The 22,951-nt window shown below is 69.7% G+C and carries 21 protein-coding genes; 10 read left to right on the top strand and 11 right to left on the bottom strand.

What is annotated here, in order from left to right:
- Position 1: 1 nt before the first annotated feature.
- From A5680_RS03770 to A5680_RS03795, 6 genes are read right to left on the bottom strand one after another with little or no spacing between them, the layout of a single operon-like run.
- The gene (locus tag A5680_RS03770) at positions 2–475 is read right to left on the bottom strand and encodes an SRPBCC family protein (RefSeq protein WP_055404150.1); all 474 of its coding nucleotides are present in this window, start codon (positions 473–475) and stop codon (positions 2–4) included.
- Positions 476–479: 4 nt separating this feature from the next.
- Positions 480–665, bottom strand: a complete 186-nt coding sequence (locus A5680_RS03775) for an antitoxin (RefSeq protein WP_055404149.1) — start codon at positions 663–665, stop codon at positions 480–482.
- 60 nt (positions 666–725) lie between these two features.
- Complete coding sequence (locus A5680_RS03780) at positions 726–3,098, bottom strand: HAD-IC family P-type ATPase (protein WP_067816316.1); 2,373 nt, start codon at positions 3,096–3,098, stop codon at positions 726–728.
- Complete coding sequence (locus tag A5680_RS03785; protein ID WP_067816319.1) at positions 3,095–4,672, bottom strand: serine hydrolase; 1,578 nt, start codon at positions 4,670–4,672, stop codon at positions 3,095–3,097. Before A5680_RS03785 ends, A5680_RS03780 begins: the two co-directional genes overlap by 4 nt.
- 39 nt (positions 4,673–4,711) lie before the next feature.
- On the bottom strand, positions 4,712–5,821 hold the full coding sequence (locus tag A5680_RS03790) for an MBL fold metallo-hydrolase (protein WP_156349629.1): 1,110 nt from the start codon (positions 5,819–5,821) through the stop codon (positions 4,712–4,714).
- 5 nt (positions 5,822–5,826) lie between these two features.
- Entirely contained in the window at positions 5,827–6,558 is a 732-nt protein-coding gene (locus A5680_RS03795; protein ID WP_055404146.1) for an enoyl-CoA hydratase, read from the bottom strand.
- A 27-nt stretch (positions 6,559–6,585) separates the two neighbouring features.
- On the opposite strand from A5680_RS03795, the gene A5680_RS03800 reads away from it, so the two are divergent.
- Positions 6,586–8,058, top strand: coding sequence for a carboxyl transferase domain-containing protein (locus A5680_RS03800; RefSeq protein ID WP_067816322.1), 1,473 nt, complete (start codon positions 6,586–6,588; stop codon positions 8,056–8,058).
- Between the two features lie 19 nt (positions 8,059–8,077).
- Here the strand turns inward: A5680_RS03800 and A5680_RS03805 are convergent, their stop codons facing one another.
- Positions 8,078–8,629 (bottom strand): TetR/AcrR family transcriptional regulator, encoded by a 552-nt coding sequence (locus tag A5680_RS03805; RefSeq protein WP_067816324.1) that lies wholly within the window; start codon positions 8,627–8,629, stop codon positions 8,078–8,080.
- 103 nt (positions 8,630–8,732) lie between these two features.
- Between A5680_RS03805 and A5680_RS03810 the strand changes: the two genes are divergently transcribed.
- The 5 genes from A5680_RS03810 (at position 8,733) to A5680_RS03830 (ending at position 14,040) form a co-directional block, all read left to right on the top strand.
- Positions 8,733–9,872: an FAD-dependent oxidoreductase gene (locus A5680_RS03810; protein ID WP_067816327.1), complete on the top strand. Its 1,140-nt coding sequence runs from the start codon at positions 8,733–8,735 to the stop codon at positions 9,870–9,872.
- A gap of 176 nt (positions 9,873–10,048) precedes the next feature.
- On the top strand, positions 10,049–10,759 hold the full coding sequence (prrA, locus tag A5680_RS03815) for a two-component system response regulator PrrA (protein WP_156349628.1): 711 nt from the start codon (positions 10,049–10,051) through the stop codon (positions 10,757–10,759).
- A 15-nt stretch (positions 10,760–10,774) separates the two neighbouring features.
- Positions 10,775–12,115: a HAMP domain-containing sensor histidine kinase gene (locus A5680_RS03820; RefSeq protein WP_067816329.1), complete on the top strand. Its 1,341-nt coding sequence runs from the start codon at positions 10,775–10,777 to the stop codon at positions 12,113–12,115.
- A 93-nt stretch (positions 12,116–12,208) separates the two neighbouring features.
- A complete protein-coding gene (locus A5680_RS03825) occupies positions 12,209–12,472 on the top strand; it encodes a DUF2630 family protein (protein ID WP_055404141.1) in 264 nt (87 codons plus the stop codon).
- Positions 12,469–14,040 carry an NAD(P)/FAD-dependent oxidoreductase gene (locus A5680_RS03830; RefSeq protein WP_067816332.1) on the top strand — a complete coding sequence of 524 codons (1,572 nt, stop codon included), beginning with the start codon at positions 12,469–12,471 and terminating at the stop codon, positions 14,038–14,040. Before A5680_RS03825 ends, A5680_RS03830 begins: the two co-directional genes overlap by 4 nt.
- Here the strand turns inward: A5680_RS03830 and A5680_RS03835 are convergent.
- Entirely contained in the window at positions 14,037–15,329 is a 1,293-nt protein-coding gene (locus A5680_RS03835) for a citrate synthase (protein WP_055400196.1), read from the bottom strand. The genes A5680_RS03830 and A5680_RS03835 overlap by 4 nt on opposite strands.
- Positions 15,330–15,458: 129 nt before the next feature.
- The gene (gene pdxH / locus A5680_RS03840; protein WP_067816334.1) at positions 15,459–16,118 is read right to left on the bottom strand and encodes a pyridoxamine 5'-phosphate oxidase; all 660 of its coding nucleotides are present in this window, start codon (positions 16,116–16,118) and stop codon (positions 15,459–15,461) included.
- Between the two features lie 72 nt (positions 16,119–16,190).
- Here pdxH and A5680_RS03845 point away from each other — a divergent pair, with 72 nt between their 5' ends.
- Entirely contained in the window at positions 16,191–17,312 is a 1,122-nt protein-coding gene (locus tag A5680_RS03845; protein ID WP_055400201.1) for a citrate synthase 2, read from the top strand.
- A gap of 122 nt (positions 17,313–17,434) precedes the next feature.
- On the top strand, positions 17,435–17,893 hold the full coding sequence (locus A5680_RS03850) for a VOC family protein (RefSeq protein WP_067816337.1): 459 nt from the start codon (positions 17,435–17,437) through the stop codon (positions 17,891–17,893).
- On the opposite strand, the gene A5680_RS03855 is transcribed toward A5680_RS03850, so the two are convergent.
- Together A5680_RS03855 and A5680_RS03860 are read right to left on the bottom strand one after the other, a co-directional pair.
- The gene (locus A5680_RS03855; RefSeq protein ID WP_067816340.1) at positions 17,890–19,587 is read right to left on the bottom strand and encodes an FAD-dependent oxidoreductase; all 1,698 of its coding nucleotides are present in this window, start codon (positions 19,585–19,587) and stop codon (positions 17,890–17,892) included. The two genes, A5680_RS03850 and A5680_RS03855, sit on opposite strands and share 4 nt — an antisense overlap.
- Positions 19,588–19,607: 20 nt before the next feature.
- On the bottom strand, positions 19,608–20,633 hold the full coding sequence (locus tag A5680_RS03860; RefSeq protein WP_055400207.1) for a diiron oxygenase: 1,026 nt from the start codon (positions 20,631–20,633) through the stop codon (positions 19,608–19,610).
- A gap of 243 nt (positions 20,634–20,876) precedes the next feature.
- On the opposite strand from A5680_RS03860, the gene serC reads away from it, so the two are divergent.
- Together serC and sepH are read left to right on the top strand one after the other, a co-directional pair.
- The gene (gene serC / locus A5680_RS03865; protein WP_067816343.1) at positions 20,877–21,995 is read left to right on the top strand and encodes a phosphoserine transaminase; all 1,119 of its coding nucleotides are present in this window, start codon (positions 20,877–20,879) and stop codon (positions 21,993–21,995) included.
- A gap of 118 nt (positions 21,996–22,113) precedes the next feature.
- On the top strand, positions 22,114–22,896 hold the full coding sequence (gene sepH, locus A5680_RS03870; protein WP_067816346.1) for a septation protein SepH: 783 nt from the start codon (positions 22,114–22,116) through the stop codon (positions 22,894–22,896).
- The last annotated feature ends 55 nt before the right edge of the window (positions 22,897–22,951 follow it).

The raw sequence follows: 22,951 nt of genomic DNA on the forward strand, positions 1-22,951 counted from the left end.
ATCAGTGGCCAACGCCGCCGTGTCCATTCATGCCCGGGTCGGGCCTGGTGAACACCGTGACGAAGTTCTGCAGCGACGCGTCGATGTCGCCGCGCAGCGCGGCCGCGACGATCATGCCGATCGGCCCGAACAGCGCCGGGCCGCCGAGGTGCACGTCGAAGCTGACGATGGAGCCCTCCTGCGCGGGCTGGACTTTGGCCATCAGCTTGACCTTGACGCCACCGACGCCGTCGCCGTTGAGGGTCATGCCCTCCGGCGGCTTGTACCGCACCACCGTCCACTTGATCCGGTTGTACATGCCCTTGACTTCGACGATCGACTCCACGACCGTGCCCTTGTCGATGTCGTCGGGCAGTTTGCTGCGCCACACCCGGTGAATGGTCAGCCAGTCCTTGTACCGGGACAGGTCCGAGGCATGCTTCCAGGCCACCTCGGGGGGCAGCGGGACGTCGATGGATCCGGAGAGTTTCGCCATGAGCTCAGTTCTCGTTGTCGCCTTTTGCGGATTCGGCCGCCTTCTTGACCTCGTCTTGCACTTTGTGGATGGTGTCGGAGTACTTGCCCTGCGTCTTGTCGTCGACGAATTCGCCGGCCTTGTCGATGACCGTCTCGACCTTGTCGGCGTTCTGCGACAGCAGCTCTTTGGCCTTGTCCAGGAATCCCATGTACCCCGTCCTTTCCCCGCCGAAATCCTACTAACCCTTCGGGTCCGCGCTCGCCGGTGGTCAGCGCCACAACCGCGGCTGCACGCCCAGCATCCGGGCCCGGATCCACCACATCGCCTCCACGGCGGCGACGCCCAGCACGCCGATCCCGACGGCGGTTGACGTCACCGCGATGTTCGAGGGGTCCAGCAGGAACGCCTTGCGGGCCAGCGGGATGCTGAAGATCACCACGTAGGCCAGCCCGGAACCGATGACCAGCGCGACCCGCCACCACTGGTAGGGGCGGGCCACCACCGCGAGCACCCACAGCGCGGTCATCAGCAGCGTGATCAGGGCCGCGGTCGACGCCTGCTCCTGTTGCTGGAACGTCGCGTGCCGGCCGTGGTAGGCCAACAGGTACGACGCGAACGTCGCGGTGCCGACAATTAGCCCCGAGGGCAGCGCCGAGCTCAGCACCCGCCGCACGAACCCGGGGTTGGCGCGTTCGTTGTTGGGGGCGAGCGACAAGATGAACGACGGGATCCCGATGGTGAACCACGCCGCGATGGTGACGTGGATCGGCTGGAACGGGTAGAGCAAGGGATCGGCCTTGATCACCTTGGAAAACAGGCATTCGATGCCCACCAGCAGCGCCAGCAGCACCGAGTAGACCGTCTTGGTCAGAAACAGGTTGGCGACCCGCTCGATGTTGCCGATCACCCGCCTGCCCTCCGCGACCACGTACGGCAGGGTGGCAAACCTGTTGTCCAGCAACACGATCTGCGCGACCGCACGCGATGCCGGGCTGCCGGCGCCCATCGCGACGCCGATGTCGGCGTCCTTGAGGGCCAGCACGTCGTTCACGCCGTCGCCGGTCATCGCGACGGTATGCCCGTGCGATTGCAGGGCATGCACGATCGCGCGCTTCTGGTCGGGTCGCACCCGGCCGAAGGTGGTGTAGGCGTCCAGCGCGTCGGCCAGTTGCGGGGGCTCCGACGGTAGGTTGCGCGCGTCCATCGTCTCGCCGCGCAGCCCGAGCTTGTCGGCGACGGCACCGACCGACACCGCGTTGTCGCCGGAGATCACCTTGACCGAAACCCCTTGCTCGGCAAAATAATCCAGTGTTTCCGCCGCGTCCGGACGCACCCGTTGTTCGAGGACCACCAACGCGGCGGGGGTGACGCTGCCCGGGGCGTCCGGGTGGTCGACGGGCACGTCGCCGGTGCCGAGCAACAGGACCCGCAGCCCCTGCGCGCCTATCCGCTCGGCCTGACCGGCGGCCGCCGACGCCGGATCGAGCAGCACGTCGGGCGCCCCGATCACCCAGTTGCCGTGCTCGGCGTAGGACACCCCGCTCCACTTGGTGGACGACTTGAACGGCGCTGTCGCCGTGGCGGTCCAGCCGGGTGGCCGCTGGTAGATCTCGGCGATCGCCTGCATGCTGGCGTTCGGGCGCGGGTCGGCGGCGGCCAGCGCCGCCAGGGCGTCGGCGACGCGGTTGCGCTGTGCCGCTTCGAATTCCTCGACGCCCGCCACGCGCATGCCGTTTTCGGTCAGGGTGCCGGTCTTGTCCGCGCACACCACGTCCACCCGGGCCAGCCCCTCGATGGCGGGCAGCTCCTGGACCAGGCACCGGCGCTGGCCCAGCCGGACCACCCCGACGGCGAACGCGACCGACGTCAGTAGAACCAGGCCTTCGGGCACCATCGGCACCAGGGCGCCCACCGTCCGCAGCACGGATTGCCGCCAGCCCGTGTGCGTGGTGAACAACTGGGTGTAGATCGTCAGCAGACCGGCGGGCACCAACAGGTAGGTGATGAACTGCAGGATGCGGTTGATGCCGTTGCGCAGTTCGGATTTGACGAGGGTGAACTTGCTGGCCTCCTCGGCGAGCTTGGCGGCATACGCCTCCGGCCCGACCTTCGTGGCGCGGTAGGCGCCCGTTCCGGCGACGACGAAGCTGCCCGACATCACGGGGTCGCCGGTGGCCTTGCCGATCGGGTCCGCCTCGCCGGTCAGCAGCGACTCGTCGACCTCCAGGTTCGTCTCCTCGACGACCTGGCCGTCGACGACGATCTGGTCGCCCGGGCCGAGCTCGATGATGTCGTCGAGCACCACCTCGGCGGGCGAGCGGGTGCTGGTCCCGGATTGCCTGCGCACCAACGGTTTCGCCTGCCCGACGATCGCCAGGGCGTCCAGCGTCTGCTTGGCGCGGATTTCCTGGACCATGCCGACGACGCTGTTGGCGACGATGAGCAGGCCGAACATCCCGTTGATCAGCGAACCCGTCGCCAGCACGATCAGCAGCAACACCCCCAGGATCGCGTTGATCCGGGTGAAGACGTTGGCCCGCACGATGTCCGCGATGCTGCGGGTGGCGCGTTCGCGGACCGCGTTGCTCTTGCCCTCGGCGACCCGCTGCGCCACCTCGGCATCGGTCAGGCCGGCGATCATCGGGTGAACGTTCCCAGCTTGTCCGAGTCGTAGTACTCCAGGTTCAGGGTGTTCCCGGCGAACACGGCCTTGGAAATCGTTCCGGGCGGGGCGTTTTCGTCGGTCAGACCGAAGGTGAAGGTGTCGCCGTCCCAGTGCGTCAGGGCGACCGTCCGGTTCTTCGGTCCCATCGCCAGTTGCAGGGCGCCGTCGCGTTCGGTGACGATGGCCGGGCCCCAGTAGTCGCTGGCGTAGACGCCCACGTAGTCGCCCAGCGGTTTGGCCGGGCCGGGGTTGGCGGGTGGCTGCTTGCCCACCAGCGAGCCCTCCGGATTGTTCAGCCAGCCGATCGCCTTCTTGTAGAGGGCGGCCCAATCCTCGCGAATCTGGCCGTATTGCACGAGGTCCATGAACTGGGCGGTCAGGGTTTCCGGGATGCCGTAGGGGGCGCCGTTCGTCAGCGCGACGATGCCCAGGTCTTCGGAGGGCAGCACCACGAAGTTGGTCGCCGCGCCCAAATCGAAAGCGCCGGAATGGCTGTACTCGGTGCGCCCCGAGGAGTCCACCGACGCGTTGAAGCCGTATCCGTAGAAACCCGAGCGCCCCTTGGGCGTCGACGCGGGCGCCGACACCGTCTGCGGGCTGATGGCCGGCAGCAAGGCCTCCGCCGACGCGACCCGCTGTCCGTTGTAGGTTCCGTTGCCCAGCAACATCATCAGCCAACGGGCCATGTCGTTCACCGACGAACTCACGCCCCCGGCCGGCGACTGGGGATCGGGATCGCGCTGGAATCGGGGCTCCCACTTGTCGGCGACCTTGATGTGGTTGACCGCGCGGTTGGGCCGCGCGACGAAGTCGGCGAAGCGCGAACTGGTCGACGTCATTCCCAGCGGGCGGTAGAGCACCTCGTCCGACAGGTCCTCCCACGATTTGCCCGCCGCGGCGGCCACCGCCTCGGCCGCGGCGGTCACGCCGTAGTTGGTGTAGGCGTAGCTGGCCCGAAAAGGGGCGAGCGGCAGGTACTTCAGCCGCTCGAGGGTCTGGCGACGGTCGTAGCCGAGGTCTTCGAGTTTGTCACCGGCGTGATCGGGCAGCCCGGAACGGTGCGAGTACAGGTCGCCGACGGTCACGTGGCCGGTGACGTACGGATCGCTCAGCGCGAACCACGGCAGCCTGGACGTGACCGGGGTGTCCCATGCGACGACGTGGTCGCTGACTTCGTGCGCGACCACCGTAGCGCCGACCGATTTGGAGACCGAGGCCAACTGGAAGACGGTGTCGGCGTCCACCTTGTTGTCCTGCCCCTGCCCCCTGCTGGCGTCTCTGAGTCCGAAACCCTTGGCGTATAGCACTTTCCCGCCGTGGACGATCGCCACGGCCATCCCGGGGACGCCGGTGGCCTTCATCAGGTCGCCGACCAGGCCGTCGACCTTTGCGACGGCGTCGTCGATGCGGCCGGCGGGGATCGCCAGGCCGGACACCTCGTTGGGCGGCGCGTCAGAGAGCGCGGGTGGGCTGGATGCCGGCTGCGCGGGCCCGCATCCGGTCAAGCCGAGCAGCACCGCGGCGGCGGCCGCGGCCGCGCGTTCCGTCATGGCCGAACCTTAGCCTGGGGAGGTCGCCGGGCCCCCGAATCAGAGCCGCCACCAGGGATTCGATTTCACCGCCGCGGGATCGACGCGTTGCCCGGGGGCGGGGACGGCCACATTGACTTGTTCCGTTCCCGCGGCGACGAGCAGGCGTTCCACCGGCTCGGCCCACGGGTGCGGGGCCAGCCGGAAGGTGCCCCAGTGGATCGGGACCAGCAGGCCGGCGTCGGTGAGATCCAGGTGTGCCCGCACCGCCTCCTCGGGGTTCATGTGCACGTCCGGCCACGCCGTGTTGTAGGCACCGATGGGCAGCAGGGTCAGGTCGAACGGTCCGTGCTCTTCGCCGATGTGCGCGAAGCTCTTGGTGTAGCCGGTGTCCCCGCCGAAATACGCCCGATGGTTCGGCCCGGCGAAGGCCCACGACGCCCACAGCGTGGTGTTGCGGTCCAGGAAGCGGCCCGAAAAGTGCCGCGCCGGCATGCAAGTGATGGTCAACTGGTCGACCTGCTGGCTCTGATGCCAGTCAAGCTCGACGATGCGGTGCTCCGGGATGCCCCACGCGCGCAAGTGGGCACCGACGCCGAGCGGCACGAAGAACGGGGCCCGCTGGGTGCGGGCCAGCGCGGCCACCGTATCGATGTCCAGGTGGTCGTAGTGGTCATGGCTGATCACCACCGCATCGACGGCGGGCAGCCCCTCCAGCTGCACCGGCGGCGGATGCAGCCGCTGCGGCCCGACGATGTCCGAGGGCGAGCATCGGTCGCTCCACACCGGGTCGGTGAGCACCCGGTAGCCGTCGATCTCCAGCAGCGCCGTCGAGTGACCGAACCAGCTGACGGCGAGCCGGCCGGGATCACCGTCGAAGATCGCCGGCGCGGCCAACGGGATCGGCGCCGCCGGCCTGCCCACGCTGCGGTTCGCGATCAACTCCCACAGCACCAGCCGCAGTTCCTCGCGGTCCATCGTCGACTCGGAGGCGGGCTCGAGATTGACGAAGACACCGTCGCGGTAGTTCGGTGACGACTCGGTCACCGCCCGGATCGACGCGGGGTGAGCGCCGAGGGCCGCCGGCGCGCCGTGCAGCGCCCGCACCACCCAACCACCGGCCGCCAGCGACGCCGTACCGGCGGCCAGTCGCAGCGCCCCCCGCAGCATGACCGTCAGGCCCCCTGGAACTTCGGCGGCCGCTTCTCGATGCGCGCGACCTGGGCTTCGATGACGTCCTGGCTGCCCCAGGCCCGGTCGAAGAGCTCCTTGTGCTCCGGCGCGGCCTCCTCGATGGCGCCGTCGTCGTTCAGGACCCGCTTGGCGTGCTGGATTGCCAACGGCGCCAGGCCGGCGATCTCGGCGGCCCAGGCCTGGGCGTCGGCCAGCGTCCCGATGCGGTTGGCCATGCCGGTCTGCAGCGCAACGTCGGCGGTGAGCTTCTCCGCGGTCAGCAGCATGGCCCGGGCACGGCCGTGACCGACCAGCGATGACAGGCGCCGGATGCTCCAGTTGTCAAGGGCCAGGCCGTATTTCGATGTGGGGAATTGGAAGAACGCCTCCGGCGCGACGACCCGCAGATCGCATTGCATGGCCAGTTGCAGGCCCGCGCCGATCGCAGGGCCGTTGACGGCGGCGATCACCGGGATCAGCGTCGTGTCCATCACCTTGTGCAGCTCGATGAGCCGGTCGGGATAGTCGGCGGCGAACGCGTCGCCACTCAGGTCGGCGCCGGCGCAGAACGCCGTGCCCTGGCCGGTCAGCACGATGGCCCGGACGGTCCCGTCGCTCGCCTTCTGGAAGGCCTCCCGCAGCTCCTCCACCAGCTGGGAGTTGAGGGCATTGCGGCGTTCGGGCCGCTGCAGCTCAATGGTCAGCACGGCTTCGGCCTGGGTAACACCGATCATGGCAGCCACCCTATATAGCCTCGTCTCGTGAGTCGTATCACGGCTGCTCAGCTGCGGGACGCGGTGCTGGATGAGGGCTCTTTCGTCCGCTGGGACAGCGAGCCGCTCGCCATCCCGGTCAGCGAGGCGTACGCGCGAGAGCTGGCCGACGCGCGTGCGGCCAGCGGCCTGGACGAATCGGTGCTGACCGGCGAGGGCCGGATCTTGGGGCGCCGGGTGGCGGTCGTGGTCTGCGAGTTCGGCTTTCTCGGCGGCTCGATCGGGGTGGCGGCCGCCGAACGGATCACCGCCGCGGTGCAACGGGCGACCGCCGAGGGGCTCCCGCTGCTGGCGTCGCCGAGCTCCGGCGGCACCCGCATGCAGGAGGGCACGGTCGCGTTTCTGCAGATGGTGAAGATCGCCGCCGCCGTCCGCCTGCACACGCTTGCCCACCTGCCCTACCTGGTCTACCTGCGCAACCCGACCACTGGCGGCGTGTTCGCGTCGTGGGGTTCGCTGGGGCACGTCACGGTCGCCGAGCCGGGCGCGCTGATCGGGTTCCTCGGGCCGCGGGTGTACCAGCTGCTCTATGGCGAACCCTTCCCCGAGGGCGTCCAGACGGCGGAAAACCTGCAGCGCCACGGCGTGATCGACGGCGTCGTCCCGGTGGGTGAGCTGCGCCGGATGCTGGACCGCGCGCTGACGGTGATCGCCGACCCGCCCCAGCCCCTGCCGGCGGCGCCGCCGCCCGAGCCGATCCCCGACGTGCCGGCGTGGGACTCGGTGGTGGCCTCCCGCCGCCCGGACCGCCCGGGGGTGGGGCTGCTGCTGCGCCACGGCGCCACCGACCCGGTGTTGCTGTCGGGCACGGAACAGGGCGAGGCGGCGACGACGCTGTTGGCGCTGGCCCGGTTCGCCGGCCAGCCCGCGGTGGTGCTCGGCCAGCAGCGGGTGACGGGCGGGATGGTGGGGCCCGCGTCGCTGCGCGAGGCCCGGCGCGGCATGGCGCTGGCCGCCGAGCTGCGCCTGCCGCTGGTGCTGGTGATCGACACCGCCGGCCCCGCCCTGTCGGCCGAGGCCGAACAGGGCGGGTTGGCCGGGCAGATCGCCCAGTGCCTGGCCGAGCTGGTGACCCTCGACACCCCGACGGTGTCGGTGTTGCTCGGGCAGGGCAGCGGCGGGCCGGCGCTGGCGATGGTGCCCGCCGATCGGGTGCTGTGTGCGTTGCACGGCTGGCTGGCGCCGCTGCCGCCGGAAGGCGCGAGCGCGATCGTCTTCCGTGACACCGACCACGCCGCGGAACTCGCTGCGGCGCAAGGCATCCGGTCGGCCGACCTGCTGGCATCGGGCATCGTCGACGCAGTCGTGCCCGAGCATCCCGACGCGGCCGACGAGCCGGTCGAGTTCTGCCGGCGGCTCTCGCGCGCCATCGCCGCCGAACTGCGGGGGCTGAGCGCGCTCCCCGGCGACGAGCGCCTGTCCGCCCGACTGCGGCGCTACCGCCGCATCGGGCTGCCGTGACGCCCCGACGTCTCGCGACTCAGCCCTCCGGCAGCCCGAGGTAGCGCTGGATCGTCGGGCCCAGCCACTCCACGATCTCGTCTCGGCTCATCTCGACGACCGGCGGCAGTCGTAACACGAAGCGGCACAAGGCCATTCCGAGGATCTGCGTCGCGATCAGCCCGGCCCGCACACCGATGTCGCTCGGCGGCACGAAGGACGCCACCAGCGGTTCGATCTGGCTTCCGAAGATCTCCTGCATCCGTTGCGCCGCTTCGCCATTGGTGGCGCTGGACCGCAACAGGATCACCAGCGCCTCGTCACCCTCCCAGCGTTCGAGAAAGTGCCGGACCAGCGAGCGCCCCACCTGCACCGGGTCGGCCGCGGCCAGGTCGGGAAAGCGCAAGTCGAACTCGGCCGCGGCGGCGAACAGTTTGTCCTTGCTGCCGTAGTACCGCATGACCATCGCGGGATCGATCCCGGCGTCCGCGGCGATCGCCCGAATGGTCGCGCCCTGAAAACCCACGGCGCCGAATCGCTCGCGGGCCGCCGCCAGGATTACCGCCTTCGTCTCGTCCGACGACCTTCTCATGCCAACGACTGTAGGCCAACAACTGTTGACATCGCGCGACCGGCGCGCCAGCATGGAGGTATGTCAACAAGCGTTGACCAACTCACGAGGAGAGGAGCCGGCCATGCAAGACACCGATGTCCTGGTGGTAGGCGCAGGTCCGACCGGTCTGACGCTCGCGGCGGCACTGCTGCGCCGCGGGATCGGGGTGACCGTGGTCGACAAAATGGCGGACGGCGCCCACACGTCGCGCGCCGCCGCCGTCAACGCCCGCACCCTGGAGGTGCTCGAAGAGCTCGACGTGTCCCGGCGGATGGTCAAGGCGGGGCTGATCGCACCGCGATTCACCATGCGGCAGGGCCGGCGCATCCTGATGCCCGTCGACTTCGACCAGCTGCCCTCGGCCCACCCGTACACGCTGATGCTGTCCCAGGCCGACACCGAGCGGCTGTTGCTCGAGCGGCTCCACGAACTCGGCGGCGACGTCGTCCGGCCCAAGGCGCTGAGCCGCATCACCCAGGACGCCGACGGTGTCACGGCGACGTTCGATGACGGCGACACCATCAGGGCGCGTTATGCCGTCGGCACGGACGGCATGCACAGCACCGTGCGCGCGCAAGCCGGAATCGGCTTCCGGGGCGGGGAATTCGCCGAATCATTCACGCTCGCCGACGTCCGGTTGACCGGCGAGGCGCCGCGCAACGAGGTGATCCTGTTCTACGCCAAGGATGGCCTGACGGTGCTGGCGCCGCTGCCCGGCGACATCTTCCGCGTCGTCGCGCCGACGGCCGACGCGCCCGAGCGGCCGTCGGCCGAGTTCGTGCAGGCGCTGCTGGACGCCCGGGGCTTCGGGCCGGGGCGAACGGCGGTCACCGAACTGGTCTGGGGCTCGCGGTTCCACATCCATCACCGCGTCGCCGACAGCTACCGGGCCGGCCGGCTCCTGCTGGCCGGCGACGCGGCCCACGTGCACAGCCCCGCCGGGGGCCAGGGCATGAACCTGGGCATCGCCGACGCGTCGGCGCTGGCCGGGGCGCTCGCCGAGGTCCTGCGCGGCGGCCCGGAGGCGGCGCTGGACGCCTACAGCGCCACCCAGCGCGAGCGCGCCGAGCGTGTGCTGAAACTGACGGGGCGGCTGACCCGGGTCTCGACCCTGCCGCGCCCGTTGCGTCCCCTGCGCAACGCGGGAATGCGGCTGGCCGCACGGTTTCCCGCGGTGCGGCGGCAGCTGGCGCTGCGGTTGAGCGGGCTCGCGGCCCGATAAGCCAACTCCGCATCAGCCCGGCGTGACCCGCCGCATCCGAGCGAATCCCGAAGGCCGGCACCCCATTTCGTCCGCACGCCGATACCAGCGGGCAGTTGCGGCGCAGCGTCGAAACCGTAACCTTTTGGGCACCGGCGGCCCATCCTGGGCGCCGCCGCCGCGAACAATCAGGCAAGATGGGCGGCATGGACACCGGTGGGATCTCACCTCGCGTCTTGGTCGTCGACGACGACTCCGATGTGCTCGCCTCGCTCGAGCGCGGCCTGCGGCTGTCCGGGTTCGAGGTGTCGACCGCGGTCGACGGCGCGGAAGCCCTGCGCAGCGCCACCGAGACCCGGCCGGACGCGATCGTGCTGGACATCAACATGCCCGTCCTGGACGGCGTCAGCGTCGTCACAGCGCTGCGGGCGATGGACAACGACGTCCCGGTCTGCGTGCTCTCCGCCCGCAGCTCGGTCGACGACCGCGTGGCCGGGCTCGAGGCCGGCGCCGACGACTACTTGGTCAAGCCGTTCGTGTTGGCCGAGCTCGTCGCACGGGTCAAGGCGCTGCTGCGCCGCCGCGGCGCGACGGCAACCTCGTCGTCGGAAACCATCACCGTCGGTCCGCTGGAGGTGGACATCCCCGGCCGGCGCGCCAGGGTCAACGGCGTCGACGTCGACCTGACCAAGCGGGAATTCGACCTGCTGGCGGTGCTGGCCGAGCACAAGACCGCGGTGCTGTCCCGCGCGCAGCTGCTGGAGCTGGTGTGGGGTTACGACTTCGCCGCCGACACCAACGTGGTCGACGTGTTCATCGGTTACCTGCGCCGCAAGCTGGAGGCCAACGGCGGTCCCCGGCTGCTGCACACCGTCCGCGGAGTTGGGTTCGTGCTGCGCATGCAGTAACCAGGTCGAGCGACCATGAATTTTCTGTCCCGGATCCTGACCCGTACGCCCTCGCTACGGGCCCGGGTGGTGGTCGCGACGGTCATCGGGGCGGCGATCCCGGTGCTCATCGTCGGCGTCGTCGTCTGGGTGGGCATCACCAACGACCGCAAGGAGCGGCTGGACCGCCGGCTCGACGAGGCGGCGGGCTTCGCGATCCCCTTCCTGCCGCGCGGCCTCGACGAAATTCCCCGCTCCCCCAACGACAACGACGCGATCATGACGGTCCGCCGCGGCGACCTGATCAAGTCGAACACGGACGTGACGCTGCCCAAGCTGGACGTCGACTACGGCGACGCCTACGTCAACGGCGTGCGCTACCGCGTGCGCACGGTCGAGATACCCGCGCCGGAGCCCACATCGCTGGCCGTGGGCGCCACGTATGACGCGACGCTCGCCGAAACCAACAATCTGCACCGACGAGTGCTGTTGATTTGTGGCTTCGCCATCGTCTCGGCGGCGGTGTTCGCCTGGCTGCTGGCCGCGTTCGCGGTGCGGCCGTTCAAACAGCTCGCGCAGCAGACCCGATCGATCGACGCCGGGGACGAGGCCCCGCGGGTGGAAGTGCACGGCGCCACCGAGGCCGTCGAGATAGCCGAAGCCATGCGGGGCATGCTGCAGCGAATCTGGAACGAGCAGAACCGCACCAAGGAGGCGCTCGCGTCGGCGCGCGACTTCGCCGCGGTGTCGTCGCACGAGCTGCGCACCCCGCTGACCGCGATGCGCACCAACCTCGAGGTGCTGTCCACCCTGGACATGTCCGACGATCAACGCAAAGAGGTGCTCGGCGACGTCATCCGCACCCAGTCGCGCATCGAGGCCACCCTGAGCGCCCTCGAACGGCTGGCCCAGGGCGAACTGTCGACGTCCGACGACCACGTGCCGGTCGACATCACCGAGTTGCTCGACCGCGCCGCCCACGACGCGATGCGCATCTACCCCGACCTCGACGTGTCGCTGGTGCCGTCGCCAACGTGCATCATCGTCGGACTGCCCGCCGGATTGCGCCTGGCGGTGGACAACGCGATCGCCAATGCCGTCAAGCACGGCGGCGCGACGCGGGTGCAGCTGTCGGCGGTGAGCTCGCGCGCCGGGGTGGAGATCGCCATCGACGACAACGGCGGCGGCGTTCCCGAAGAGGAACGCAGCGTGGTGTTCGAGCGGTTCTCCCGCGGGTCGACCGCGTCGCATTCGGGGTCCGGGCTGGGGCTGGCGCTGGTCGCCCAACAGGCCCACCTGCACGGCGGGACCGCCGCACTGGAGAGCAGCCCGCTGGGCGGCGCGCGGCTGGTGCTGCGCCTGCCCGGCCCGAGCTAAACGAGTTCGCTTGGGGCGCAAGGCTTTTGACCGGCTCCGCGCCCAGGCCCGCCCGACCGGCGCGGTCCGCGGAGGGTCGGGCACACTGGAGCGATGGGTAACGGCAACAAACCGACCGACAACGACACGCTGGCACACATCCGCGACCTGGTCGCCGAGGAGAAGGCCCTGCGGGCGCAGCTGCAACAGGGCGACATCTCCGAGTCGGAGGAACACGATCGCCTGCGCCGGCTCGAGGTCGAGCTCGACCAATGCTGGGACCTGCTGCGACAGCGCCGGGCGCTGCGCGACACCGGTGGTGACCCGCGGGAGGCGGAAGTGCGTCCGGCCGACGAGGTCGAGGGCTACCTGAACTGAGCGGCGACGCGGCAGACGTCGACGCCGTAGTCATAGGCGGCGGCCACAACGGCCTGGTGGCGGCGGGATACCTGGCGCGGGCGGGTCTTCGGGTGCGGTTGCTGGAGCGGCTGGGGCACGTGGGCGGGGCCGCCGTGTCGGCGCAGGCCTTCGACGGGGTCGGGGTCCGGCTGTCGCGGTACTCCTACCTGGTCAGCCTGCTCCCACCCCGCATCGTCGACGACCTGGGCGCCGCGGTGCGGTTGGCGCGCCGACGTTATTCCTCGTACACGCCGGACCCGGAGACCGGTGGGCGCCGTGGGCTGTTGATCGGCGCGGGCGCCGACACGTTCGCGGCGATCGGCGCCGACACCGACGCGCGCGGGTTCGCCGCGTTCTATCAACGCTGCCGCCTGGTGACCGGGCGGCTCTGGCCGACGCTGCTGGAGCCGTTGCGCACCCGCGAGCAGGCCCGCCGGCACGTCGTGGGCGACCCGGAAACGGCGGCCGCGTGGCACGCCCTGATCGAGGAGCCGATCGGGCATGCCATCACCGCGGCCGTCGACAACGACGTGGTGCGCGGGGTGATCGCGACCGACGCGCTGATCGGAACGTTCGCCCGCCTCGACGACCCGTCGCTGATCCAGAACGTCTGCTTCCTGTATCACGTGCTCGGCGGCGGGACCGGGGACTGGGATGTCCCCGTCGGCGGGATGGGCGCGCTGACCGACGCCCTGGCCAGGGCCGCCGTCGGCCACGGCGCCGAAATCACCACCGGCGCAGAGGTTTACGCAGTCGAACCGGACGGCCTGGTCCGTTATCGCGCCGGGGGCAAGGAGCGACTGATCCGGGCCCGGTTCGTGCTCGCCGGGGTCACGCCGGCCGTGCTCGCCGGGCTGCTCGGCGAACGACCGCCCGCCCCCGTCCAGGGCGCGCAGGTCAAGGTGAACATGGTGCTGCGGCGCCTGCCCCGGTTGCGCGACGGCGGCGTCACACCCGAGCAGGCCTTCGCCGGGACGTTCCACGCGAACGAGACCTGGGCCCAGCTGGACGGCGGGTATGCCGACGCGGCCGCCGGGCAGATCCCGGATCCCCTGCCCTGCGAGGCGTATTGCCATTCCCTGACCGACCCGAGCATCCTGCCGGCCGACCTACGCGAATCGGGCGCGCACACCATGACCGTGTTCGGCCTGCACACCCCCCACTCGCTGTTCGACGGCAGCTACTCCGGCGCCCTGCGCGACCGGCTGACCGAATCGGTGCTGGCGTCGGTGAATTCCGTTCTGGCCGAACCGATTCAGGACGTCATGATGGACGACGCCCAGGGCCGGCCATGCATCGAGACGACGACCACCCTGGACTTGCACCGCACGCTAAGGATGACCGCCGGAAACATCTTCCACGGCGGCCTGGCGTGGCCCTTCGCCGACGACGACGACCCGCTGGACACGCCGGCGCGGCAATGGGGGGTGGCCACCGCGCACGAGCGGATCATGCTGTGCGGCTCCGGCGCCCGCCGCGGCGGCGCGGTGTCGGGCATCGGCGGGCACAACGCCGCGATGGCGGTGCTGGCCTCGCTGACTGGCTAGCGGGCGTCGATCGTCTTGTAGTCGCGCTCGGTGTAGCCGGTGTAGATCTGGCGGGGACGGCCGATCTTGCTGTCGCCCTCGTCGTGCATCTCGCGCCAGTGCGCGATCCAGCCCGGCAGCCGGCCCAACGCGAACAGCACGGTGAACATCCGCACGGGGAAGCCGAGCGCCCGGTAGATCAGCCCGGTGTAGAAGTCGACGTTCGGGTACAGCTTGCGCTCGACGAAGTAGTCGTCGGTCAACGCCGCCTCTTCCAACTCCTTGGCGATCTCCAGCAGTGGGTCGCCGCCGAGCTTGGCCAGGATCTTGTCGGCCTGTTCCTTGACGATGCGGGCGCGGGGGTCGTAGTTCTTGTAGACCCGGTGACCGAAGCCCATCAGCTTGACGCCCTCTTCGCGGTTCTTGACCTTGCGGACGAACTCGCTGACGTCGTCGCCGCTTTCGCGGATCTGCTCGAGCATCTCGAGCACCGCCTGGTTGGCACCGCCGTGCAGCGGCCCCCACAGCGCGTTGATGCCACCGGAGATCGACGTGAACAGGTTGGCCCGCGAGGACCCCACCAGCCGCACCGTCGACGTCGAGCAGTTCTGCTCGTGGTCGGCGTGCAGGATGAGCAGCATGTCGAGAGCCCGGACCACCTCGGGATCTGCCTGGTACGGCTCGGCCGGCAGCCCGAACGTCATCCGCAGGAAGTTCTCCACCAGCGACAGCTTGTTGTCCGGGTAGAGGAACGGCTGCCCGACGGACTTCTTGTAGGCGTACGCGGCGATGGTGGGCAGCTTCGCGAGCAGGCGGATGGTCGACAGCTCGACCTGCCGGTTGTCCATCGGGTCCAGCGCGTCGGGGTAGTAGGCACTCAGCGCGTTCACCACGCTGGACAGCACCGGCATCGGGTGCGCGTTGCGCGGGAAGCCGTCGAAGAACCGCTTCAGGTCCTCGTGCAGCATGGTGTGCAGCTGGATCCGCTTGGTGAATTCCGCGAGCTGATCCTTGTCCGGCAGCTCGCCGTAGATCAGCAGGTAGCTCACCTCGATGAAGGTCGACTTCTCGGCGAGCTGCTCGATCGGGTAGCCGCGGTAACGCAGGATCCCGGCGTCGCCGTCGATGTAGGTGATGGAGCTCTTGCAGGCGGCGGTGTTGACGAAGCCGTTGTCGAAAGTCGTGTGCCCGGTCTTGGACAACAGGGGACCGAGCGCAATCCCGTCGGCACCTTCGGTGGCGCGAACGATCTCAAGGTCGATCTCGCCCCCCGGGTACTTCAGAGTTGCGGTGTCGTCGGTGTCGGCCACGAGAACCCCTTTGCGCTCTGGCTGGTATGGCTGCCCTGACTAGGTGCTTATAGGTGAAGGTAGTCGTTGTCGCGTTCGCGTGCCTGCCCGGGGTCGGGTCTGCGGCGTCGCACCGGCCCCTCGGCTCGGTCAGGGCTGCAGGCGCTCGACCCGGTCGCCGATGACCCGGATCCGGTTATGCAACCGGTTCTCCCGCCCTTGCCAGAATTCGACCTCCTCCGGGGCGAGCAGGTAGCCGCCCCACCCCGGTGGCACCGGAACCTGCTCGCTGTCGGCGAAGCGCGCGGTCACCTCGGCCAGCTGGTCGAGCAGGGCCGCCCGCGAGGCGATCGGACGCGACTGCTGCGACGCCCACGCCCCCAGCTGCGAGCCGCGGGGTCGCTTGGACCAGTAGTCCTCGGTGACCTCTTCAGTGACCTTGCTCACCGCGCCGCGGATGTGCACCTGCCGACCCAGCAGGTACCACGGAAAGGTCACCGACGCGTAGGGCGTCACCGCCAGCTCGGCGCCCTTGGCCGAGTCGTAGTTGGTGAAAAATGTGATCCCCGACTCGTCCACGCTCTTGCACAGCACCGTCCGGCTCGTCGGCCTGCCGTCGGCGACGGTGGCCAGGACCATGGCGTTGGGTTCCGCGACGCCGGAGCGCTCCGCGTCGTCGATCCATTTGCGCAGCAAGGCAACCCAGCCGTCGTCGAGCCAATCCGCGTCGAGATCCGGACTGCCGTCCTTTTCCACCGATCCGTACTCCACGCGCATTCTCTGCAGGTGCTCACGGTCTGGTCCGGCCATCGCGCCAACGCTACCGGGGCTTGCTACCGGCCGGTAGCGTCGGCGCGAACCTGGGGTGCGAGAATTTTCGGTATGACTGTGGTCCCCGAAGACTTTGTCCCCGGCCTCGAAGGCGTGGTCGCTTTCACCACCGAGATCGCCGAGCCGGATAAGGACGGCGGCGCGCTGCGCTACCGCGGCGTCGACATCCAAGACCTGGTGAACCAGCAGGTCACGTTCGGCGAAGTGTGGGCCCTGCTGGTCGACGGAAAGTTCGGTCACGGATTGCCGCCCGCCGAGCCGTTCCCGCTGCCCATCCACACCGGCGACGTGCGCGTCGACGTGCAGGCGGGCCTGGCGATGCTGGCCCCGATCTGGGGCTACCGCCCCCTGCTCGACACCGACGATGCCACCGCCCGCGACCAGCTGGCCCGGGCCTCGGTGATGGCGCTGTCCTACGTCGCCCAGTCCGCGCGCGGCATCTACCAGCCCGCCGTCCCGCAACGCATCATCGACGAATGCTCGACTGTCACAGCCCGTTTCATGACGCGCTGGCAGGGCGAGCCCGACCCGAGGCACGTCGAGGCGATCGACGCCTACTGGGTCTCGGCCGCCGAGCACGGCATGAACGCCTCCACCTTCACCGCGCGGGTGATCGCCTCGACCGGGGCCGACGTCGCGGCGGCACTGTCCGGGGCGATCGGGGCCATGAGCGGGCCGCTGCACGGCGGCGCGCCGGCGCGCGTCCTGCCGATGATCGAAGAGGTCGAGCGCACCGGCGACGCCCGCGGCCTGGTCAAGAAGATCCTGGACAGCGGCGACAAGCTGATGGGCTTCGGGCACCGCGTCTACCGCGCGGAGGACCCGCGGGCGCGGGTGCTGCGCGCGACCGCCGAGCGGCTGGGCGCGCCGCGCCACGAGGTTGCGGTCGCGCTCGAGCAGGCCGCCCTGGCCGAGCTGCGCGAACGCCGTCCGGACCGCGCCATCGAGACCAACGTCGAGTTCTGGGCGGCCGTGATCCTGGACTTCGCCCAGGTACCGCCCAACATGATGCCGGCGATGTTCACCTGCGGGCGCACCGCCGGCTGGTGCGCGCACATCCTCGAACAGAAGCGGCTCGGCAAGCTGGTTCGCCCGTCGGCCATCTACGTGGGTCCCGGCCCGCGTAGCCCCGAGTCCGTCGAGGGTTGGGATCGCAGCCTCACCAACGCCTAGTTGTCGGTGCCCGGCGATTTAATGGGTGTCGCCGCGATGAGTTTGCGTCGCGGGAGCAGTCATAACTCGCGAGCCTGCCCGTCCCGGGCCGGCCTGGGAGACCGACAGCAAGGAGAACGAGAATGGCACCTAACATCGAACCCGCCCTGTCCCCGCACCTGGTGGTGGACGACGCGGCCGCCGCAATCGACTTCTACGTCAAGGCCTTTGGCGCCGAGGAGATAGGGCGGGTGCCTCGCCCGGACGGAAAACTCGTCCACGCGGCGGTGCGCATCAACGGCTTTCTCGTCATGCTCAACGACGACTTCCCCGAGGTCTGCGGCGGCAAGTCGATGACGCCGAAATCCCTGGGCGGCACCCCGGTCACCATCCACCTGACGGTCACCGACGTCGACACCAAGTTCCAGCGGGCGCTGGATGCGGGCGCCACCGTGGTCGCGCCGTTGGACGACCAGTTCTGGGGTGACCGCTACGGCGTAGTCGCCGACCCGTTCGGCCACCACTGGTCGATGGGGCAGCCGGTCCGCGAGGTCCCGTACGAGGAGATCCAGGCCGCGATGGCGGGGCAGGGCGCCGGCTAGCCCAGCAGCCGGTCCAGCAGCCCGCGTCGCTGCGGCGGCGCGGGCTCGGCGGCGGCAGCGGCGGCGAGCATGTCGGCGACGTCGGTGAACTTGTTGCGCGGGCGGCCGTCGGCGCCGCCGCGGGCGATCTCGGCGGCGTCGATGGCCCGCCAACCGCGCGCGTCGAGGGCGTCGGGCTGCCGGGCCAAGACCAGCTTGTCCAGCGCCCCCGGCCCGGCCGCCGGATGGCCGAGCTTGCCGGCGTTGAAGTCCTCGACCAGGGCATGAACGGTTTGCAGCGAGCACGATTTGTTCGTGCCGATGAACCCGCTCGGGCCCCGCTTGATCCAGCCGGCGACGTACGCCCCGGGCACCGGCGCCCCGGAGTCGGGGTCGACCACGCGCCCGCCGTCGTTGGGCACGACGGCCGCCGACCCGTCGAACGGCAGATCGCGAATCGGCTTGCCGCGGTAGCCAATTGAGGTCAGCACCAGGCCCGCCCCCAGTTGGCGCCGCTCGTCGGTGCCCGTGACGGCGAATTCGACGCCGGTGGCGCGTTGGTCACCCGACACCCGATTCGGGGTGAGCTGGTAGGCGAGTCTGATGCGCGGCGCCTGGGACTTATGGGCCGGAGCCGAATCGTCGCCGAGCTTGCTCAGTATTTCCAGCTTGCGCCTGGTCAAGCCGTCCCTGGCGGTGGCGAGATCGGCCGCGACCAACTCGTGATCGGCCGCGCTGAGCACGACATCGGACGAGCCCGTGAGCCCGATCAGTTCGGGCAGGGTGAATGCCGACTGCGCGGGACCGCGCCGGGCGGCGACCACCACCTCGCGGACCGCGGAGCCACGAAACGCCGCCAGCGCGCGGTCGGAGATGTCGGTCCGGGCCAGGTCGTCGGGATTGGCCGTGAGCACGCGGGCGACGTCGAGGGCGACGTTTCCGTTGCCGACGATCACCACCCGCTCGTGGCCGAGATCGACTGGCAGATCGGCGAACTCGGGATGCCCGTTGACCCACGCGACGAATTCGGTGGCGGTGCCGGTGCCCGGCAGGCCCATGCCCTCGACCTCCAGGCGACGGTCGTCGGGGGCGCCCACGGCGTACAACACGGCGTGATGGTGGGCGAGCAGTTCGGCGTGGCTCAAGTGCCTGCCGACCTCGACGTTGAGGTAGAACCGGAAGCGGCGGTGACCGGCGACGCGGTCGAACAGCCGGGTCACCCGCTTGGTGTTCTGGTGATCGGGCGCCACGCCGGCGCGCACCAACCCGTACGGCGTGGGCAGCTTCTCAAAGACGTTGACGCGCACGCCATGCTGGGTGAGCAGCTCGTCGGCGGCGTACATCGCCGCCGGCCCGGACCCCACGATGGCCACGGTCAGCGGCCGCCGGCTCGCGCGCACCTCGGCCGCCGGCAGCACGGGCGCCAGCTTCGAGGTCGGCGGCAACTTCTCGCCCTTTGGCAGCTCCGGGTAGAAGGACGCGTTGATCTCGACGAACGGCAGCTGCTTGGCATCCAGGCGGGTGTCAGGGGCGATCGCGCCGACCGGGCAGGCGCTCACGCACGCCCCGCAGTCCACGCACGCCACCGGATCGATGTAGAGCATCTCCGAGGTGGCGAAGCCGGGCTCGTCGGGCGTGGGGTGGATGCAGTTCACCGGGCAGGCGAAAACGCAGGACCCGTCGTTACAGCACGACTGGGTAATAACGTGCGGCATAGGCGATTACCCGTGCGGCCCTAGGCGGCCGGCGCCGCGGCCAGGTGCTGGCGTTGCGGCTCGCTGCGGTAGCGCGACGGCTTGCCGTCGATCTTGCAGAGCCGCCACATGAGCCGCGCCGAGCGCGTCTCCATCAGCCCGGTGTCGTGGGCCAGCATCCGGACGTCACCGAACATGTCGCTCAGCCACTTTCGCGATTCCGGCGAGCGGAAGAACAGCTCCCGCTTCACCTCGCGGGGGATGTCGAACTCCTGCCAGAACGCCTTCGGCGGCACCACGATCGCCCGGCACAGGACCTTCATCGTCAGCGGCAGGTACAGCGCCGTCCAGAACCGCTGGCGGCGCGTCAACTGCGGCACCCGCCGGCGCAGGAACTCATGGGCGAAGGAGATGTGCCGCGCCTCCTCGGCCACGTGGATGGCCATCACCCGCTCCATGATCGGATGCAGCGACTTGCCTTCGCGCAGAACGTTTTTCTGCGTGTGGTCGATCGGCTCCTCGCCGGCGAGCACGCCGATGAAGAATGCCACCGGCAAGGGACCGGCTACCAGGGGAACCAGCGGCGAGAGCCACTTGAGCAGCCGCGGCATGCCCGGAACGTCGGCGCCGACGCGGTTGACCATCTCCTGGAACATCATCGTGTGGTTGCACTCTTCGACCGATTCGTGCAGGCAGTAGCGGTATTCCGGGGACCCGTTGGGCACCCAGAACGTGTAGTTCATCAGGCCGCGGATCAGGATCGACTCGAAGTGCAAACCGACCTTGGCCACGTTGGCCTGGCGCCACATGCCGATCTTGATCTTGCGCTCGTCCGACTGCGCCCGATACCACGGGTGGCGACCCAGGGGGTCGGTCTCGGGCAGGATCCACCGCGGGTCGTTCTCGGTGACGGCGAATTCGGGTGAATCCCAATCGATGTCGGTATACGGGTTGAAGTTTCGCCGCACCGACCCCTCGGACAGTGTGGCAAGCGTGTTGACGTATTCGGTGTCGTCGCGCACTTCCATATTGCGGCGCCAGCGCCGAACCATGCGTGTCCTGGCCATATCCAAGCCTCCCCAACGAGGTTTACATTTGGACGTGCTGTGTCCAGACAGTACCGCAGGTACCGCATATCTTCCAGACCCCCTGGCGGCACTGTGGGCTGACCAGTGGTCAGGGTTTTAGTGTGCCCTGCGTCACAGGCGCGAAACGCCGAGCGTTCGCGGCCAGCGCTTTCGCCGCGGCCGGGGGCGCCCGCGATCGGACCGCCGCGTGGCCGGTCAGGTCCGCTCACTACCCTGTTGAGCATGGCTGACCAGCTCGAGGTTCCCGCTGACATCAAACCCCGCGACGGCCGCTTCGGATGCGGCCCTTCCAAGGTCCGGCCCGAACAGTTGGAGGCGCTGACCACCACCGCGGCCCCGCTGTTCGGCACGTCGCACCGGCAGGCGCCCGTCAAGAACCTGGTGGGCCGGGTCCGGTCGGGAGTCGCCGAACTGTTCTCGGTGCCGGACGGTTACGAGGTCATCCTCGGCAATGGCGGCGCGACGGCGTTCTGGGACGCCGCGGCGTTCGGGTTGGTCGACAAGCGCTCGTTGCACCTGTCCTTCGGCGAGTTCAGCTCGAAATTCGCCTCGGCGGTCGCGGGCAATCCGTTCGTCGGCGACCCGATCGTCATCAAGGCGGACGCGGGCAGCGCCCCCGAGCCGCAGGGCGATCCCTCGGTCGACGCGATCGCCTGGGCGCACAACGAGACCTCGACCGGGGTGGCGGTGCCCGTGCGCCGTCCCGACGACGCCGGGGACGCCCTGGTTCTCATCGACGCGACCTCCGGCGCCGGCGGCCTGCCGGTCGAGATCGGCGACACCGACGCCTACTACTTCTCCCCGCAGAAGAATTTCGCCAGCGACGGCGGGCTGTGGCTGGCGATCATGAGCCCGGCGGCGCTGGCGCGGGTCGAATCCATCGCGGGGTCCGGCCGCTGGGTGCCCGACTTCCTGTCGCTGCCGATCGCGGTGGACAACAGCCTGAAGAACCAGACCTACAACACCCCGGCGATCGGCACCCTGGCGCTGATGGCCGAGCAGCTGGACTGGATGCTCGGCAACGGCGGGCTGGAGTGGGCGGTCAAGCGCACCGCCGACTCGTCGCAGCGGTTGTACTCCTGGGCCGAGGAGCGGTCGTACACCACGCCGTTCGTGGTCGACCCCGCCTTGCGGTCCCAGGTCGTCGGCACCATCGACTTCGTCGACGACGTCGACGCCTCGGCCGTCGCGAAGGTTTTGCGGGCGAACGGCATCGTCGACGTCGAGCCCTACCGCAAACTCGGGCGCAACCAGTTGCGGGTCGGGATGTTCCCGGCGGTCGACCCCGACGACGTCAGCGCCCTGACGCAATGCATCGACTGGGTGGTCGAGCACCTGTAACCACCTCGCAATCAGCGCGCAACCGCCCAGCGTGTCACCACAGGTTAAGGGCGTTAGCTGCACTAGAGTGCGCACGAGACGGGTCCGTCGACCTGCACGGAGCCTGCGAGGAGAAACCATGCGGGAACTCAAAATGGTTGGGATCGGCGCCGACGGCAAACACGTCATCTGCGAGGCCGGCAACCCGGAGGAGCAATTCAAACTGGCGGTCGACGATCAGCTGAAGGCCGCGGTGCGCGGCGAGACCATGCCGACCGAGCAACCGCAGCTCGACATCCAGGTGACAAACATGCTGAGCCCCAAGGAGATTCAGGCCAAGATCCGGGCCGGCGCGTCCGTCGAGCAGGTGGCCGCGGCGTCGGGCTCCGACATCTCGCGGGTCCGCCGGTTCGCGCACCCCGTGTTGCTGGAACGCGCCCGCGCGGCGGAGTTGGCCACGGCCGCGCATCCGGTGCTCGCCGACGGCCCCGCGGTGCTCACCCTGCTGGACACCGTGAGCGCGGCCCTGGTGACGCGCGGTCTGGAACACGACCGGCTCAGCTGGGACGCCTGGCGCAACGAGGACAGCCGCTGGACCGTGCAGCTTGCCTGGAAGGCCGGCCGGTCCGACAACATCGCGCACTTCTCCTTCGCCCCCGGCGCGCACGGCGGAACGGTCACGGCCATCGACGATGCGGCCAAGGAGCTGATCGATCCGAACTTCGACCGCCCGCTGCGGCCGCTCGCGCGGGTGTCGCACGTCGACTTCGAGGAGCCGGCCAAACCCGCCCCGGCCCCCGCGCAAGCCGCGCAAGAGGAGCCCGCCCGGCCCGAGCAGCCGGTGCACACCCGGCGGGGTAAGCCCGTCATCCCGGCTTGGGAGGATGTGCTGCTCGGCGTGCGCTCGGGCGGACAGCGCTAGCTCCAACGCGGCGACCCGCAGCGCCCGGCTACGCCGCGCTCGCGATCGCCGCCAG

This window comes from Mycobacterium sp. E2989 (assembly GCF_001667595.1).
Classification (GTDB): domain Bacteria; phylum Actinomycetota; class Actinomycetes; order Mycobacteriales; family Mycobacteriaceae; genus Mycobacterium.